Source organism: Corynebacterium sp. CCM 9204, from assembly GCF_041357695.1.
Classification (GTDB): Bacteria; Actinomycetota; Actinomycetes; order Mycobacteriales; family Mycobacteriaceae; genus Corynebacterium.
In genome coordinates this window covers 893,604-909,854 of record NZ_JAUERX010000001.1, presented here as the reverse complement: position 1 = coordinate 909,854, position 16,251 = coordinate 893,604, and the positions used below count along the sequence as shown (strand labels likewise).

At 63.1% G+C, this 16,251-nt stretch carries 13 protein-coding genes and 1 pseudogene; 7 read left to right on the top strand and 7 right to left on the bottom strand.

Annotated features, from left to right (window positions below; genetic code table 11):
- The 4 genes from lnt to QWU43_RS03985 form a co-directional block, all read right to left on the bottom strand.
- Window positions 1-1,542, bottom strand: coding sequence for an apolipoprotein N-acyltransferase (lnt, locus tag QWU43_RS04000; RefSeq protein WP_370917160.1), 1,542 nt, complete (start codon window positions 1,540-1,542; stop codon window positions 1-3).
- Window positions 1,543-1,553: 11 nt separating this feature from the next.
- A complete protein-coding gene (locus QWU43_RS03995; RefSeq protein WP_370914210.1) occupies window positions 1,554-2,108 on the bottom strand; it encodes an FxsA family protein in 555 nt (184 codons plus the stop codon).
- Between the two features lie 195 nt (window positions 2,109-2,303).
- A complete protein-coding gene (gene cobN, locus QWU43_RS03990) occupies window positions 2,304-5,912 on the bottom strand; it encodes a cobaltochelatase subunit CobN (RefSeq protein ID WP_370917159.1) in 3,609 nt (1,202 codons plus the stop codon).
- A gap of 78 nt (window positions 5,913-5,990) precedes the next feature.
- A complete protein-coding gene (locus QWU43_RS03985; RefSeq protein WP_370914208.1) occupies window positions 5,991-7,280 on the bottom strand; it encodes a lipase family protein in 1,290 nt (429 codons plus the stop codon).
- A gap of 105 nt (window positions 7,281-7,385) precedes the next feature.
- Between QWU43_RS03985 and QWU43_RS03980 the strand changes: the two genes are divergently transcribed.
- The 7 genes and pseudogenes from QWU43_RS03980 to QWU43_RS03950 form a co-directional block, all read left to right on the top strand.
- Window positions 7,386-8,597: a precorrin-3B synthase gene (locus QWU43_RS03980; RefSeq protein ID WP_370914207.1), complete on the top strand. Its 1,212-nt coding sequence runs from the start codon at window positions 7,386-7,388 to the stop codon at window positions 8,595-8,597.
- Window positions 8,598-8,621: 24 nt separating this feature from the next.
- Window positions 8,622-9,266 carry a precorrin-8X methylmutase gene (locus tag QWU43_RS03975; protein ID WP_370914206.1) on the top strand — a complete coding sequence of 215 codons (645 nt, stop codon included), beginning with the start codon at window positions 8,622-8,624 and terminating at the stop codon, window positions 9,264-9,266.
- A complete protein-coding gene (gene cobJ, locus QWU43_RS03970) occupies window positions 9,267-10,787 on the top strand; it encodes a precorrin-3B C(17)-methyltransferase (RefSeq protein WP_370914205.1) in 1,521 nt (506 codons plus the stop codon).
- Between the two features lie 103 nt (window positions 10,788-10,890).
- Window positions 10,891-11,253 carry a hypothetical protein gene (locus QWU43_RS03965; RefSeq protein WP_370914204.1) on the top strand — a complete coding sequence of 121 codons (363 nt, stop codon included), beginning with the start codon at window positions 10,891-10,893 and terminating at the stop codon, window positions 11,251-11,253.
- A 334-nt stretch (window positions 11,254-11,587) separates the two neighbouring features.
- Window positions 11,588-12,586: a hypothetical protein gene (locus tag QWU43_RS03960; protein ID WP_370914203.1), complete on the top strand. Its 999-nt coding sequence runs from the start codon at window positions 11,588-11,590 to the stop codon at window positions 12,584-12,586.
- A complete protein-coding gene (locus QWU43_RS03955) occupies window positions 12,579-12,923 on the top strand; it encodes a PadR family transcriptional regulator (protein ID WP_370917158.1) in 345 nt (114 codons plus the stop codon). Before QWU43_RS03960 ends, QWU43_RS03955 begins: the two co-directional genes overlap by 8 nt.
- 204 nt (window positions 12,924-13,127) lie before the next feature.
- Window positions 13,128-13,393: pseudogene (locus QWU43_RS03950) on the top strand (IS481 family transposase); the annotation flags it as partial.
- Window positions 13,394-13,444: 51 nt separating this feature from the next.
- On the opposite strand, the gene QWU43_RS03945 reads toward QWU43_RS03950, so the two are convergent.
- Genes QWU43_RS03945 through cbiE form a run of 3 tightly spaced genes read right to left on the bottom strand, consistent with a single transcriptional unit; the run spans window position 13,445 to window position 16,241 of the window.
- Complete coding sequence (locus QWU43_RS03945) at window positions 13,445-14,182, bottom strand: cobalt-precorrin-6A reductase (protein WP_370914201.1); 738 nt, start codon at window positions 14,180-14,182, stop codon at window positions 13,445-13,447.
- Window positions 14,170-14,943, bottom strand: coding sequence for a precorrin-4 C(11)-methyltransferase (gene cobM / locus QWU43_RS03940; RefSeq protein ID WP_370914200.1), 774 nt, complete (start codon window positions 14,941-14,943; stop codon window positions 14,170-14,172). The genes QWU43_RS03945 and cobM overlap by 13 nt, the downstream gene beginning before the upstream one ends.
- Window positions 14,940-16,241, bottom strand: a complete 1,302-nt coding sequence (cbiE, locus tag QWU43_RS03935; protein WP_370917157.1) for a precorrin-6y C5,15-methyltransferase (decarboxylating) subunit CbiE — start codon at window positions 16,239-16,241, stop codon at window positions 14,940-14,942. The genes cobM and cbiE overlap by 4 nt, the downstream gene beginning before the upstream one ends.
- Between the last annotated feature and the right edge of the window lie 10 nt (window positions 16,242-16,251).

Below are 16,251 nucleotides of genomic sequence, written 5' to 3'. Positions count from 1 at the left end.
TCATACTCCTCGGTGTGGCTGGCGCCTGCGTCGGGAACAGTCCGGACCGGTAGACCGACCGGCGATGAGCGCGACTAACAGACATATCCATCCAATTGTACCCAGTGCGACTTCAATCAGGGAACCATACCGTGAGGCGATGGTTAGCCGGTCGCGCAGGGGGAGGGTTTCGGTGAGGGTCGCGGGAGTGAAGATCTTCGTGCTTGCTCTGACTTGACCATCGGGTCCGATGATTGCGGAAACCCCGGAGGTTGCGGCGACCACGACAGCGCGGTCGAGCTCCAGCGCCCGCATGCGGGACATCGCCAACTGCTGGTACGTCATGTCGGAAAAACCGAACGTGGCGTTATTGGTGGGGGTCGTCAGTATCCGGGCTCCGGCGTTGACCGCCTCTCGCCCCGCAGCGTCGAAGGCGACCTCGTAGCACGTCTCCACCCCCACCCCGATCATGTTCGTGGTACCGGGCACCCTGATGTGAACGACCCCGTCACCGTCCCCTGGTTTGTAGTCGCCAGCTCTGTCCACGTAGGGAGAGAGTGGACGGAGTAGCTCACGGAACGGCATCCACTCACCGAATGGTTGCAGGTACTTCTTGTGGTGCCACTCCCCGGGGCCGGTGATTGGATCGAATACGACTACGGTGTTGCGGTCGCCTACCTCATCACGAGTCAATGTACCGACCAGTACAGGAGCCTCGGCGGACCGTACGGCTTCGTCGATGAGTTCCCTGGCACGTTGGTCGGCGAAAGGATTGACGTCCGCAGAGTTTTCGGGCCAAACTACCAGATCAACGGGCTGGTCGAGGCTTTCCGTCACCCGGGCGTGATTCGTCAGCACCGCGCGGCGTTGCGCGTTGAAATCGAGACCGAGCCGCGGGACGTTGCCTTGCACCGCGGAAACGGTGAGCTCCCCCGTGTCCGCGCGATCACCGGGACTTGTGGCCCAGGATCCGACTGTGATCATACTTGGTACGGCGATGAGCAGAAGCCCGGTCACTTGTTTACTGTGCAGCATGAATGATGCGATTCCGGCGGCGACGAGGACAACAGCGAAGGTGATCACCACGGGGCCACCGAGTGGTGCGAGGAAGCGTAGTGGACCATCGATCTGTCCCCAGGCGAGACGGACCCACGGGAACCCGCCGAACGGCCAGGAACTGCGTAGCCATTCGACTGCCACGGCGATGAAGGCGTAGAACACCACACCCCATCTGTGTCTTGCCGCCGCAGTGACACCGAGCCCCAAGAAGATCGCGTAGAGCGCCTCAGTCACCGCGAGTGCGGCATACGGAAATGTGCCCACCAGTTCCCCGATCCACGGGAGGAGCAGAAGATAGAGAACTAGGCTTTGGACGAACGCAAGGAGCGCTCCCGTGTGTAACCGCGGCGATGACGTGAACCGGCCCCACTTCCATGGCGCGAGAGCGATGTAGAGCAATGCCATACCGGGTATTGCCGCAAACCACCAGCCCAGCGGTTCGTAGGAGGTGTAGACCAGAATCCCGCTACTCAGGGCTAGGAGCAGGCGTAGGAAAAAGCTCATGTGACAGGGCGTCAGTCCTTTGGGCGGCTGTCGCCGTCGCCTCGGTGTTCGCCGAGGAAATCATCAGGGGTGATCTCGTTGCTCCAACGCTGGATCTCCTGATCATCCGGTGCGTGTGTGGTGGGGGAATCTCCCGTCGAATCATGTTCCACGACGAAGGTTCCATAGCTTGTCTGTTGACGGTACCTGTTGGCGGCCTGAAATCCACGGACCCCGAGATCCTCGATCCTGCGCCGCATCTGTCGAGCGAGGACACCTCGGACGACGGACCTCGTTGGGGGGATGATCAACAACAGTCCGACGAGGGTGGTGATGAAGCCGGGCATCGCGACACCGAGAGCACCCGCTGCGACGAGGCCATAATCCCCGGCCCCGCGACCGGCATCGACACGCCCCTGGGCGAGCTTCACCGCGATGCGGCGCATCTCATTGGCTGCGAGCAGCAGCCCACCGAAGAAGAAGGTGATCAGCAGGAGCAGCGCCCAGCCGACTCCGATCCATCTGGACACTAGCCAGAAAGCGAGGGATTCGATCAGGATGTACGGGATGGCAATCAGAAGAGGCACCTGACCGAGTGTACCGGTTGCCCCTCGTACGAGAGCTAACGGCGGCCCGGCCACGGCTCGGGGATATCAAATCGGCATTCACGGAGGAGACAGACCGTAGTATCAGCACATCGGTGGACTTACCTGAAATATCGGTGCGTCTGCTTCTGGTTGACCAACAGAGGCGCCAGGTGTGAGGTTATTCGAAGAACGGGGTCAATCGCCGTTTCGTGCTTCCAGTTCTCCCTCCGTTTCAAGGTAGGTTTCCCGCAGCAGCTCCATGGCTTCCTCGGAGGGTTCCTCCCACAGCCCGCGGTCGGCGGCCTCGATGAGACGCTCGGAGATGTCCCGGAGTGCCCAGGGATTCGACTGGCGGAAGAACTCACGATTGACCTCGTCGCGGACATAGGTGTCGGTGAGGGTTTCGTACATCCAGTCGTCCATCAGGTTGGTCGTGGCGTCGTAGCCGAAGAGGTAGTCCACGGTCGCCGACATCTCGAAGGCCCCCTTGTAGCCGTGCTTCCGCATGGCCTCGATCCAGCGCGGGTTGATCACGCGGGCGCGGAACACGCGGCGTGACTCTTCGTGGAGGGTGCGGGTGCGAACGGTCTCCTGGCGGCGGGAGTCTCCGATGTAGGCCTCGGGATCGTTTCCGGTGAGTGCCCGGACGGTCGCGACCATTCCTCCGTGGTACTGGAAGTAGTCGTCGGAGTCGGCGATGTCGTGCTCTGCGGAGTCGACGTTCTTTGCCGCGACCTGGATCCGCCGGTAGGCGGTGCGCATGTCCTCGGCGGCCTCGACGCCCTCGATACCGCGCCCGTAGGCGTAGCCGCCCCAGGAGGTGTAGACCTCGGCGAGATCGGCGTCGTCGCGCCAGGCACCGGACTCGATGAGCTGCAGCAGACCGGCGCCGTAGGTCCCGGGCTTGGACCCAAAGATCCGGTGGGTGTGTTCGTCGAGGGTGCCGTCGGCACGTGCGTGGGCCCGGATGTAGTTGCTCTCGTCCGGCTCGTCGAGGTTCTTGACCATCTGCACCGCGTCGTCCAGTAACGCGAGGACATGCGGGAACGCGTCGCGGAAGAAACCGGAGATCCGGACGGTGGTGTCGATGCGCGGGCGCCCCAGTTCCTCGAGATCGATGACCTCGAGGTCGGTAACTCGGCGCGATGCCTCGTCCCAGACCGGACGGACCCCGAGGAGGGCGAAGACCTCGGCGATGTCATCGCCGGACGTGCGCATCGCGGATGTCCCCCACACCGACAGTCCGACGGACGTCGGATAGACGCCATCATGGTCGTCGCGGTAGCGGTCGATCAGCGAGTCGGCGAGCAACTGTCCGGTCTCCCAGGCGAGGCGGCTGGGCAGTGACTTTGGGTCGACGGAGTAGAAGTTTCGGCCGGTCGGCAGGACGTTGATCAGGCCACGCATCGGGGAACCCGAGGGACCGGCGTCGATGAAGCCGCCATCGAGGGCGTGCAGGATCTGGGTGATTTCGCGCGGGGTTTGGGCGAGTCGGGGGACGATCTCGGTGCACGCGAAGCGCATGATCGCGGCCACCGTGTCCCGGTCCGCGGTGTCGGGCATGGGAGTCCCGTCGAGTACGGAGTCGACCTGCTCGACGTCCCAGCCGAGTTCGTCGAGGCGGCTGAGGATCCCGTGCGCGACCTCCTCGACCGTGTCCACCCGGGTCCGGGTCTCGTCGCCGGCCTCGGAGAGACCTAGTGCTTCCCGCAGGCCCGGGACACTGCGCTCCCCGCCCCAGAGCTGGCGTGCACGCAGCATCGCGAGGACGAGTTCGATACGCATCTCGCCGGAGATGTCCCCACCGAGGATATGCAGGCCACCGCGGATGGCGACGTCCTTGATTTCGCAGAGCCAGCCGTCGATGTGCATGAGCATGTCATCGAAGACCTCCTCGTCCGGGCGCTGTTCCCAGCCGAGGTCCTGATCCATCTTTGCGGCGGTGAGCAGGGTCCAGATCTCCTGCCGGATGGCTGGCAGCTTCGCCGGGTCCATCGCCGAGATGTTCTGGTGCTCGTCGAGCAGTTGTTCGAGCCGCGTGATGTCGCCGTAGGACTCCGCGCGGGCCATTGGCGGGATCATGTGGTCGATGAGGGTGGCGTGGGCCCGGCGTTTCGCCTGGCTCCCCTCTCCCGGGTCGTTCACGAGGAACGGGTAGATCAGCGGCATGTCGGTGATCGCCTGGTCGGTGTAGCAGTCCGCGGACATGCCGACGGTCTTTCCGGGCAGCCACTCCATATTGCCGTGCTTGCCCATGTGCACGATGGCGTCCGCGCCGAAGACGTGACGGAGCCAGTGGTATGTCCCGAGGTAGTGGTGGTTCGCCGGCAGGTCCGGGTCGTGGTAAATGCCGACCGGGTTGTCACCGAAGCCACGGGGCGGCTGCACCATGACGACGACGTTGCCGAAGACGAGCCCCGCGACGTAGAGCTCACCGGTGGCGGGGTTGACATAGTGCGTGCCGGGGGCCTCACCCCAGTGTTCGGTCATTTCCTCTCGCATACTTTCCGGCAGGGTGGCGAAGTAGTCGAGGTAGTCCCGCTTCGATAGTTTCAGGGGATTATTGGCCAGCACCTCCTCGGTGAGCCACTCGGGGTCGTGGCCACCGGCGGCGATGATGGCGTGCATGAAGGTGTCGCCGTCGAGATCGTCGTAACCGGGAATCTCAGAGGTGTCTCCGAGATCATATCCGGCCTCTGACATCGCCCGCAGTACCTTGAGGGTGGACACCGGGGTATCGAGGCCGACCGCGTTGCCGATCCGGGCGTGCTTCGTCGGGTACGCCGACAGCATGATGACGATTTTCTTCTCCGCGTTGTCGAGATGCCGCAGCCGGGCGAAGCGGCAGGCGATCCCGGCGAGCCGGGCGCAGCGCTCGTGGTCGGGGACGTAGGAGATCAGGCCGTCCGCGTCGTACTCCTTGAAGGAGAATGGCACGGCGATGATCCGGCCGTCGAACTCCGGTACCGCGACCTGGGTGGCGACGTCCAGCGGTGACAGTCCGTCATCGGACTCTTCCCACCTGGAGCGTGGGTTGGTCAGCGCGAGCCCCTGGATGATGGGCACATCGAGTGCGGCGAGAGCCGCCACATCCCAGGCCTCGTCCTGCTCCCCCGCCTGTGCGGTCGCGGGTTTCGTGCCACCGGCCGCGAGCACCGTGGTGATGAGCACGTCCATGTCCGCCAGCTCGGTGAGCAGGTCATCCGGTGCGGTTCGGAGGGAGGCGGAGTAGATCGGCACCGCGCGCACGCCGAGGTTCTCGATCGCGTCGGCCAGACCGTGGATGTAGTCCACGTTGCCGGCGAGATGCTGCGCCCGGTAGTAGAGGATCGCCACCCGCGGCGCGTCGCTCGGTCCGGAGAACTCCGGGCGGTCCAGATGACCCCAGAACGGCATCCGGACCGGCTCGTCGAAGCCGAGTCCCGTGAGCAGCACCGTGTCGGAGAGGAAGTTGTGCAACTGGTGCAGATTGTCCGCGCCCCCCTCCGCCAGGTACGTGTGCGCCTGGGTGACCACACCGGCGGGCACGGTGGACAACTCAGTGAGTTCTGCATCGACAGCGAGCTCGCCGGACACGACAACCGCCGGAACACCGCTGCGCAGGATGTGGTCCAGGCCGTCCTCCCATGCCTGCTTGCCACCGAGCAATCGCACGATCACCAGGTCGGCGCCGGAGAGATGCTCGTCGAGCATCTCGGTGGATAGACCGTTCGGGTTGGCGAAGCGGTACTCCACCTCCGGATGGTCATTCGCGGACTTCGCGGACAACAGATCGGTGTCGGAGGTGGAGAGAAGCAGAATCACGGTGGAGGGGTCCTTGCCTGCGGTGCCTGTGGGGCATCGCGTTCGGGGGTACGTAAATGGGTCTTTGCTCTGGTCAGCCTACCGCAGTGCCGCTGTCAACCAGGCGATGTTCCTGGGCAGGCGGAGGTAATACGGGAGGAAGTGATTCAACGCCCCGTGCCCGGGGATTCGCGGCATCATCGATTCTCGGTACACGACTTCTCCCCCGGATGCCGCCCACTTACGTCCGACATCCCTAACTTGACCGACCGGAATGACGTCGTCATTCGCGGAACCCCACAGCAGCACGGGGCACGAGGGAACTCCGCCCCCCAGCATCTGGCGCCGTAACGCACTTCTCACCGACGGCAGAATTTCGGCCAGCTCAGCGAGGGATCGACCGGATGACGTCCAGCGTCGGGTGGACGACCACGCGGAAGTGATGATGCTTCCCCCCGCGCAGGTGGCGGTGTTCGCGCGGATCTGTGCCCGACCGTGTTTGTTGAATAGTGGCCACAATGTCCGCCGGAGATCCTCCGAACTCACCATCAGCCCTGCGACCGCGTATGCGAGGGCGCCGGTGATCAGACCGCCGTCGACGTGACGCAGGACCGCACAGAGATCCGACGGAGGAGCTCCGATGACTGCCGCGCGCGGAACGACATCGGGTGCGTATCCCGGATTCTCGACGAGCCAGCCCACAGTGCCACCTCCCTGCGAAAACCCCCAGAGCCCGAGCGGCGCACGCGGCGACACCCCGAGAGCGACTGCGGCCCGCACCGCATCGGCGAGGGCATGGCCACCGGCGATGTTGTCGCCATAGTACTGGACACCCGTGGCCTCATCCCGGGGATAGTCGATGAACACAACGTGAAAACCGGACGCCACTAGCGCGAGCAGAACGGGAAGTTCGTAAGCGATGATGCAGTCAAATGGGGGACGGAGGAACAGGTTGAGGCCAACCGTACAGCTTGCGGAGGGGTCACAGTGCCGTGCGACCCCCTGGGTGGATGGGGCGAAGGCGATCAGGGGGCGTGGTCCGGTGTGCCTCGAGGCCATCCTCCGGGACCGGAGTAGGACACCCGTCGCGGGGATCACTCTCCCGGATGAGTTCCTGGTGGTGTAGCAGAACGCGGTTGCGACCGCAGGATTCAAACCTCCACCCGCCCCCAGGACATCCACCGGCTCGGATGATAGTACCGTTCCGGGTTCCATGTCAGTCACCGAGCATTGCGGACGCTTCCGCTCCGGGTATCGGATGACCGTTCGATCGCTGCTCAACCAGCGCAGGATCTGACTCCGTGCCACGTCCATTGTCACCGGGATCACCGTACGCAGCAGCACAGATGCGACCGTGTGGAGGTGGGGGGATCGGATATGGCTGAACATGACACCACTTTAACGACGCTCCGGGAGTCCGGTGGACATCATCCCCTACTCAACGAGGGGCGTCCCAGAAACGGATCGGGTTTAGCCGAGACCTAGACTGAGAGTATGACCGTGGATTCCAGCGAGCCGGATAAGGCCGGACACACCGTGGAGAACTCCCGTCGTCTGGGAGACCGGGACAGATCCGATGCCTGTCCCGGCGCGATACACATGCACCGTGCAGCCGATGGTCGGATAGGGCGGATCCGGATCCCCGGTGGCTACGTGTCCCCCGGAGTGTGGGAGACCCTGGCCGGATTCGCGGAAGACTACGGTGACCGGAAGATTCGTCTGACCACCCGCGGAAATCTCCAGATTAGAGGAATCACCGAGGAACATACCGCTGAATTCGCGGCTGCGGTTGACGCAGCGGGCCTGCTTCCGAGTATCGCCCACGACAGGGTCCGTAACGTCATCGCCGCGCCTCTCTCGCCGGACTTAATTCCCCTCGTCCGGGAATTGGATCGTATGCTTCTCGCAGACCCGAATACCGCGGGACTGTCTGGTCGGATCCTCTTCGGTATCGATGATGGAAACGGAATTATCCTCGCCCGGAGGCCGGATATCGGGATATTTCCCGGACCGGACCATCATCACCTGATCCTCGGTGGGAAACTCACCGGTGCGGCCACCGACCCGGGTGATTCCGTCCGGGCTCTCGTACGCGCGGCCGTGATGTGGAATGAACGCCGCGGTATTGCGTGGCGTATCGACGAGGTACCCGGCGCGGCGGCCGCCATCGCCACTGATCTCATTAGTTCGGGGCTCGCGTGCCCAGTGATGGTTCCCCCTGTGCCGACAGAGATCCCGGAACCGCCTATCGGCTGGTTTGATCGTCCTGACGGAACGGTCAGTCTCGCAGCGGGGATCAAGTTCGGGGAACTCGACGCGCATCTCGCGCGGATGATCGCAACCATCGGAAGGCCCACCCAGGTGACCTGTTGGCGTTCGGTCATCATCGACGGACTCAACGAGGCCTCCGCAGAGGTGGTGGTCAAGGTCCTCGCCCCGATGGGTCTGATCTTCGATGCCTCATCCCCCTGGCTCGACGTCTCCGCGTGCACAGGATCGAGTGGATGTGACAAGGCGGCATCTGACACTCGTGCCGACGCTGAGAATGCGGTCCGTGAACAGCGGATTCCCGGGAACGCGGAGGGGCTCGTCCACTTTTCGGGTTGCGAACGCCGCTGCGGACATCCCGTACAGGGACAGTACATGGACTACCTTGCAGTCGGGGACGGTGAATATAAGGTCGGGCACCAGGATACGGGGAGCTGAATCCCGGACAGTAGGATGACCGGCATGTACGACTACATCACTGACGGTGCGGAGATCTACCGCCGTTCCTTCGCCACCATCCGCGATGAAGCCGATCTGAGTGCCTTTGATCGCGCACAGAGGACCGTCGCGGTCCGGATGATCCATGCTGCGGGTGAAGTCGACCTTGCTCCGGACATCTCGATGTCCCCCGGACTTGTGCCCGCTGCACGGAGAGCTCTGGAGTCCGGCGCGCCGATACTCACCGATGTTCAGATGGTCGCTTCCGGAGTGACCAGACGCCGTCTCCCCGCGAACAACGAGGTGATCTGTTTCCTCGGGGATACCCGCGTCGAGGACCTGGCACGGAAACTCGGGACCACTCGCACGGCGGCAGCCGTGGAACTGTGGTGTCCCGTCCTCGACGGCGCAGTTGTCGCCATTGGTAACGCTCCGACCGCTCTGTTTCATCTGTTGACACTATTGTCCGGGGATCCTGGATTACCCCGTCCTGCGGCAGTCCTCGGTATCCCTGTCGGATTCATCGGGGCAGCGGAATCCAAACGGGCCCTCGCTAACGCGGCATCGATGCTCGGGACTGACTACCTGACCGTGCACGGTCGGCGCGGAGGTTCCGCGATCACCTGCGCCGCTATCAATGCGCTCGCTGATGCCCGGGAGATCATCTAGATGGCCCGGCGCGGCGGAATCCTCACCGGAGTCGGCGTTGGACCGGGTGACCCGGACCTGCTCACCATCGCGGCGGCTCGTGCAATCAACGACGCTGATGTTGTCGCCTACCATGCGAAACCCGGGGGTGCTTCCGCGGCGGGTGCCGTGGTGAAGGGGCACCTCCGGGAAGGGCAGATCCATGAGCTGCTCGTCTACCCGGTCACCACCGGCGACACCGATCATCCGGGTGGTTACGCCGGTGCACTTGCGGACTTCTACGTCGAAGCCGCGAACCGCCTTGCCACACACCTCGACGCTGGGCGTAATGTCGCTGTTCTCGCACTCGGTGATCCGATGCTCTACAGCTCCTACCAGCACCTGCACCGGATACTGGCGGATCATCCAGGAACCCGGGAAGCCCGCATTATTCCGGGTGTAACCTCGGTGACTGCTGCCGCCGACGTTCTCGCCAGACCCCTGGCGGAGGATGACGAGGTACTCACGGTCCTCCCCGGGACTCTCACCGAGGATGAGCTGACGCGCCGACTTCGTGACACAGATACCGCTGTGGTGATGAAACTCGGGCGGACCTGGCCGAAGGTGCAGCGGGCTCTCGACCGGGCGGGCGTCCTGGGGCGCGCGTACGTTGTCTCCCGCATCGGGATGGACGGGGAGCATGCGTGTCCGGCAAGTGAGGTGACCAGGGTGCCGTACTTCGCGGTCGCTGTTGTCCCCTCCCATCGGGAAGGTGTCTGTGCGGCATCCCCGGAACCGTCGTCCACTTCCCCCGTCTCGATCCGCGGTGAGGTGGTCGTTCTCGGGCTGGGTCCGGGTGATGCCGCCTGGACTACTCCTGAAGTGTCGCGGGAATTGGAGCTGGCGGAGGACCTCGTCGGATACTCCACCTATATCAACCGGGTCCCATACCGCGCCGGGCAGCGTCGTCACCTTTCCGACAACCGGGTCGAGGCTGAACGTGCTGCGATGGCGCTGGATCTCGCGGCACGGGGACGCCGTGTGGCGGTGGTCAGTTCCGGTGATCCCGGTGTGTTCGCGATGGCGGCTGCTGTGTTGGAGACCGCTGACGATGGTGCGTGGCGGGAGGTTCCCGTCAGGATCGTTCCAGGGATGACTGCCGCGCAGGCCGTCGCATCACGGGTGGGTGCGCCGCTCGGTCACGATTTTGGAATGATTTCACTTTCCGATCGACTGAAACCATGGAAGGTCATTGTCCGACGGGTGCGCGCTCTCGCATCGGCTGACATGGCGTTTGCCGTGTACAACCCGGCATCACGGACCAGGCGGTGCCAGGTGACGGAGCTGCGTGACATCGTGGCGGAATATCAACGTCCCGATACTCCGGTCATCGTAGGCCGTGCGGTTGGTTCCGCTCAGGAGACTGTCACGGTGAGCACACTCGGTGACTTTGATCCTGAGGTGGTCGACATGCGGACCATGCTCATCATCGGGGCTTCGACTACGAGGGTGTACCAGGGGCCTGATGGTCCGCGGGTGTTCACTTCTCGGCGCTACGATTAAGATGTCATAAACCTTCGGGCACGATGCGGAGTCATGGTCGGTCTCCGGCCGGACATACACATAGCAACCTTACTTTCCCTTTTGATTCTAGGAGTTTCCCCTGATGCGGACGCCCACCCACCGACTTCTCCATGCTTTCATCTCCGGAGCGGTCGCTCTCACGCTCGCTACTGGTGCCGTTACCCCCGCTGCTACGGCGGACACAACGACTGGTACTTCTGCCGTTGTCGAGGAGGCGGTAGAGGTGGCGAAGAAGGCTGATTCGGGTTCTGCCGACCTCGGATCCGTGTCCAACAACAACTTCTCCGCCCAAATCGGTGCCAATGGCCTGCAGAAATGGTATGACGGTTCCCCCAGTTGGGCTCGCGTCCTGCTATCTGTTGCGGCTGTAGCACTCGCCCTCGACGCATTGGGTGTGATCGTCGGCCCCGTTCGTTCAATGTTGTTGAATCTCCTTCCACGTTAATTTCCTGCCGACAGGTTCTCTGGTACTTGATCCCGTGGATCCGGCCCTGCAACGGAATTGTTGCCGTTGCAGGGCCGGATTTTTCATGCGTGTTCTGAGCCGGGAATGGGATGGTGGCGGACTGCTCCGGTAGTTCGGTGCGTTTGTCTCTTTGTCTTCGCCATGTTGGGAATGTGGGAAGGTGTGGCGGTTGTCTCCGGTGGCTCGAGGGGGGCGTCTGCGAGAGGAAGGCGTCAGGTGACCATCTGAAGTTACTAATTGACTAGATCAAAAATTTATCTAGCCTGGGGTGGTGATAATTCACTCACCGAGTCACGAGAGGAATTACCGTTTTATGCACAACAAGCTGACTGCAGCCCAATCCTCGTGGTTATCCGAGTACCGTTTTCATCTCGCCACGAGTGGCAGACTCGACGGGGATGCCCTCGCCCGGGAAACCGACACGATGAGGAACGCCCTGATCCATGCCGCCGTTGATCCAGACGATGCGGCATGGTCCACACCACACGACGCCGCGCAGGAGACCATCAGGTCTCACCCCTACGTACCTGAACTGGCCGGACTGACGTGGCGCAACCTGCTGTCGGGCGTGCTCATGCAGGCCGGATTCACGGTCCTCATCGCCTCGTTCTGGCTGTTCACCACTGGATGGACCTTCGCACTCAGCACCAGGATGATTGTGTTCGCCCTCGGATTCACCGTCAGCCTCACGGCATTTCACCTCGCACTCCTCAGCCATGGCAGCGGACGGTCCATCGGCTTTTGGGGTGGTGCTGTCGGAACCGTCGCTGGAATCCTCACGACCGGCGTGACGACGGTCGTGACAGATCCGGCACCGATTATCGATCTGCCGTCCGTTTTCGTTCCGGCCATCGGTCTCGGACTCGTCGCTCTGAGCTGGTGGATCACCCCGGACGACGGCATCGTCCCCGACCACCAGCGGGACACCTGTGACGATCCCGGACAGTGGGTGTCTCGGTACGGCACATTGCTGCGCAGTAACTACGGGTACAGCCCCTCCCGCGCAGAGCAGGAGGCCCGGCAGCTCGCTGACCACTCGCTGTCCCGGGGAGTCACCCCGCAGGAGGAGTTCGGCTCCCCGACCATCGCCGCGGCCCGTACCGGAGGAGAGGATAGATCACTGCGGAGTCGCAGCCGGTGGCAGTTGCTCCAGTACGGGTTCGTCACCCTGGTGGCCGTCAGCGTGATGCGGAGCGGGGAGACGTTCCTACTCGTGGTGAGTGGGATGCTCTTCGTCGGCCTCGCCATGACGGTCCCCAAACTCTGGATTGACGCCGGCCTACCCACGCTGCGGGGAGGAAACGATGGGTGATCGTTCGGATCGGGAGTTCGCGGCCTGGCAGCGCGTGACGTTGCCACTGTTACTTCTCGGGGAGATGGAGATCGCGCCTGGCCATGGCTACGGGCTTGCTGAGCGACTCGCGGAACGGGGACTGAACCCGGTCAAGGGAGCCGCACTCTATCCGGTGCTCAACCGGTTGGAGGACGACGGGCTGACGACATCGACCTGGGAACCCGGTGAAGGCGGACCCGGGCGGAAGGTCTACCACCTCTCCCCCGCAGGGGCCGAGCAGTTGGCGGAGTTCCGCAGCCGGTTCGCCGAGTTCGTGGCAATCGTCAGTGGTTACGGACATCTGAACACCTGCTAGATGTACTGACCGGAGAGGATGATCGAGGTAGTCGCTCGTCGCGGACATAAACGGGCCTGGCGTTCACCGGTAGTTCCCCGATCTCTTTGGACGGGATGACCTCCGCATCCTGTCATGGTGTCGGCAGCGTGCTCGATGTGCGACACGGGAACCATGCGCATCGCATCGCGTAGTAGGCAGCACCCGACCAGATACCACCAGTGAGCCACCGGAGAAGCGGTTCGTCGATATGAACACGACTATCCCGGCTGATGACTCACGTGGATGTGAAGAAGCTTGGAAACACCCCAGACGGCGGAGATCTGCGCTACGTCGGTCGGCAGCAAGAAGAGAGAAATCGAATCTCCACTCCTGATAAATCCCGGAACAAGTACGACCACCCTTCAGTGGAAAAGGCATACCTCCATGCTCGTCATCGACGAGACTATTCCCGCTTTGCCTACGTCGAGATCCACGACGATGAGACCGCAAATCAGCGCAACTGCGGTGGTTCTGTCTCTAGCGGTGCGATCTCAGTACAGCTAGAGTTCCATCGCGGCATTGAAAGCCGCCTCGGCAGTGTGTACCACGGTGATCCGACCACCGCCCGGCAGATCCGGACGGCGCACCATAACCACGTCGATCCCCAGTTCGCGTGCCGCGTCGAGCTTCGGCCGTGTGTACTCGCCACCGGAGTTCTTGGTCACGACACAGTCGATCTGGTTGTCCCGCATGAGCTTCTTCTCCCCTGCCACGGTGAATGGCCCTCGATCAAGGATCACCCGGTGACGAGTCGGAAGCGGCGTGTCAGGTTTGTCCACACACCTGATGACGTAGAGGTTCAGAGCATCGTGCGCGAAAGGAGCGAGCTGCTGTCGGCCGATCGTGAGCAGGATGTGGTGGTAGTACCGCTCAGCGACCCGTGCCGCCTCCTCCATTGTGTCGACCATCCGCCATTTGTCTCGGGTTATAGGTTCCCATTTAGGGCGGTGCAGGGCGATCAGCGGGATTCCGGTGGCCCGAGTTGCTTCGTCGGCGGACAGGGAAATCCGTTCGGCGAAGGGATGGGTCGCGTCGATCACCACTGCCACCCTCTGTTCCATCAACCAGCGGGTGAGTCCGGCGGGGCCACCGAAGCCGCCGATCCGGACCTCGCCAACCGGCAGCCGGGGATTGTCGACGCGGCCTGCAAGCGAGCTGGTCACACGCCAGCCACGGGCGGACATCAGTGCGGCGAGTTCACGTCCCTCCGACGTGCCCCCGAGGATCAGTGCGTGCACGGTAGCGTCCGTCCTTCCTCATCGCGTGGGCGATCCATCGAATAAAGGTAACTGTCGGGGAACCCCTCAGCTCCCAGAACCTCCCCGACGATGATCAAGGCAGTTCGGCTGATGCCCGCGGTACGCACTTTATCGGCGATGTCGCCGAGTCGTCCGCGCACGATGTGCTCCTCGGGGCGGCTGGCGTAGGCGACGACTGCAGCGGGACAATCAATCCCGTAATTCGGGATCAGTTCGTTGACGACACGGTTGATGTCGTGCGCTGCGAGATGGATGCAGAGGGTCGCGTGAGAGGAACCCAGTGTGGCGAGATCCTCACCTTCGGGCATTGTGGACGCCCGACCACTGATTCTGGTGAGGATCACGGTCTGCCCGACAGTCGGGACGGTGAGCTCGTGCCCGAGTGATGCTGCAGCGGCGGCGAAGGATGGAACGCCGGGAACGATTTCGTAGGCGATACCGGCTTCCGTCAGGCGTCGGGCCTGTTCAGCCAGCGCGGAATACACCGACGGATCCCCGGAATGGAGACGCGCGATGTCGAGGCCGTTGCTGTTGGCACTTTCGATCACCGTGATGATCTCATCGAGCGCCATCCGGGAGGTGTTGATCACCTCGGCATCATCGGGGCAGTGCTCGAGAATCTCCTCCGGGACGATGCTGCCGGCGTAGAGACAGACACCACAGGATCTGATGAGTCGGTCCGCGCGGAGAGTGAGCAGGTCCGTTGCGCCCGGTCCGGCGCCGATGAAGTAGACGGTCATGGTGTGTCATTCTCTCTTTTCCGGGTGGATGCGGGTCCCATTTTCTTGACGACGCGCCACTGCGTTACTGGCAATGCCGGTCGTAGTGCGGTGAAACCACCGATGGTGCTCTCCGAGGCAATCTGCATCCGGGTGATCCTGCCCCCACGGCGTGCGCGGTGGTGCCAGAGCACCTGCTCCGATTCGATGGTGACGGCGTTGGCCACGAGTCTTCCGCCCGGCCGCAACCGGGACCACACGGCATCGACGAGTCCGGGGGTGATGAGGCCACCGCCGATGAATACAACGTCCGGATCGCGGTCGGCGTTTCTGAAGCAGTCGGGTGCTGCACCGAGGATCTCCAGATGGGGAACCCCAAGGTTCTGTGCGTTGGTGGAGATGATTCTCCTCCGGTGGGGTTCCTTCTCGAAGGTGATTGCACGGGTCCCCGGGGTAGCACGGAGCCATTCGATCGCAACGGAACCGGAACCACCGCCGATGTCCCAGAGCTGTTCTCCCGGGCGTGGTGCGAGAGTACAGACCGTCCACGCACGGACATCGGTTTTGGTCAGTTGGCCCTTATCGGTGGCGTAGGATTCGTCCGGGAGTCCGGGGGCGAGACTTCGGGTGGGACCGCCCGACGGTTCTACGGCGATTACATTCAATGCGCTCCGAGGTTCCGTCACAGCATCGGCCCTGTGTGTCTGCACGTCTGCGTCCGGTCCCCCCAGATCGCTCAGCACCCGGATGATGGCAGAACCGTGGCCGAGAGCAGACAGTAATTCCGATATGTCACCGGGGGTTTTTTCATCACGGCCGAGTATCAGAAATCGTCGCCCCTGGTCCACCAGCGGGATGATTGCGGAGGCAGGTTGAGTGACCAGGCTGATGACCGCTGTATCATCGAGAGCCCATCCCAGATGTGCGCAGGCCAGGGAGACAGAAGACGCGAGCGGCAGAATTTCGATGCGGTCCGCACCAAAGATCCTGGTAAGCGTCGTGCCGATTCCGTGGAACATCGGGTCGCCTGACGCGAGCACCACGATTCGCCGTCCGGCGAATTCCTCGAACAGTGGCCGGATCGAGGGCAGCAGCGGTGAAGGCCAGGGGCGTCGCTCGGCCGAAATCCCCCCGTCGATGAGGTTCAACTGACGCCAAGAACCGATCACCACATCAGCGGTTCGGAGCCTGGCCGTCGAGGTCTCCGGAAGTTCTGACATGCCTGCGGCGCTGATTCCTATGACGGTGGCAAGAGGTGTGTCCCGATGATCCACACCGCTGCCGGGGGCAGTGCAGTGACCGGTGGCGGAGGAGGTCATGGCCCGTCAT

Excerpts from the sequence above, each read along its gene's own strand:
- QWU43_RS03955 (WP_370917158.1), top strand. The coding sequence starts at position 12,579 with ATGGGTGATCGTTCGGATCGGGAGTTCGCGGCCTGGCAGCGCGTGACG.
- cobJ (WP_370914205.1), top strand. The coding sequence starts at position 9,267 with ATGGCCCGGCGCGGCGGAATCCTCACCGGAGTCGGCGTTGGACCGGGT.
- QWU43_RS03965 (WP_370914204.1), top strand. The coding sequence starts at position 10,891 with ATGCGGACGCCCACCCACCGACTTCTCCATGCTTTCATCTCCGGAGCG.
- cbiE (WP_370917157.1), bottom strand. The coding sequence starts at position 16,241 with ATGACCTCCTCCGCCACCGGTCACTGCACTGCCCCCGGCAGCGGTGTG.
- QWU43_RS03975 (WP_370914206.1), top strand. The coding sequence starts at position 8,622 with ATGTACGACTACATCACTGACGGTGCGGAGATCTACCGCCGTTCCTTC.
- QWU43_RS03985 (WP_370914208.1), bottom strand. The coding sequence starts at position 7,280 with ATGTTCAGCCATATCCGATCCCCCCACCTCCACACGGTCGCATCTGTG.
- QWU43_RS03960 (WP_370914203.1), top strand. The coding sequence starts at position 11,588 with ATGCACAACAAGCTGACTGCAGCCCAATCCTCGTGGTTATCCGAGTAC.
- QWU43_RS03980 (WP_370914207.1), top strand. The coding sequence starts at position 7,386 with ATGACCGTGGATTCCAGCGAGCCGGATAAGGCCGGACACACCGTGGAG.
- cobM (WP_370914200.1), bottom strand. The coding sequence starts at position 14,943 with ATGACCGTCTACTTCATCGGCGCCGGACCGGGCGCAACGGACCTGCTC.
- lnt (WP_370917160.1), bottom strand. The coding sequence starts at position 1,542 with ATGAGCTTTTTCCTACGCCTGCTCCTAGCCCTGAGTAGCGGGATTCTG.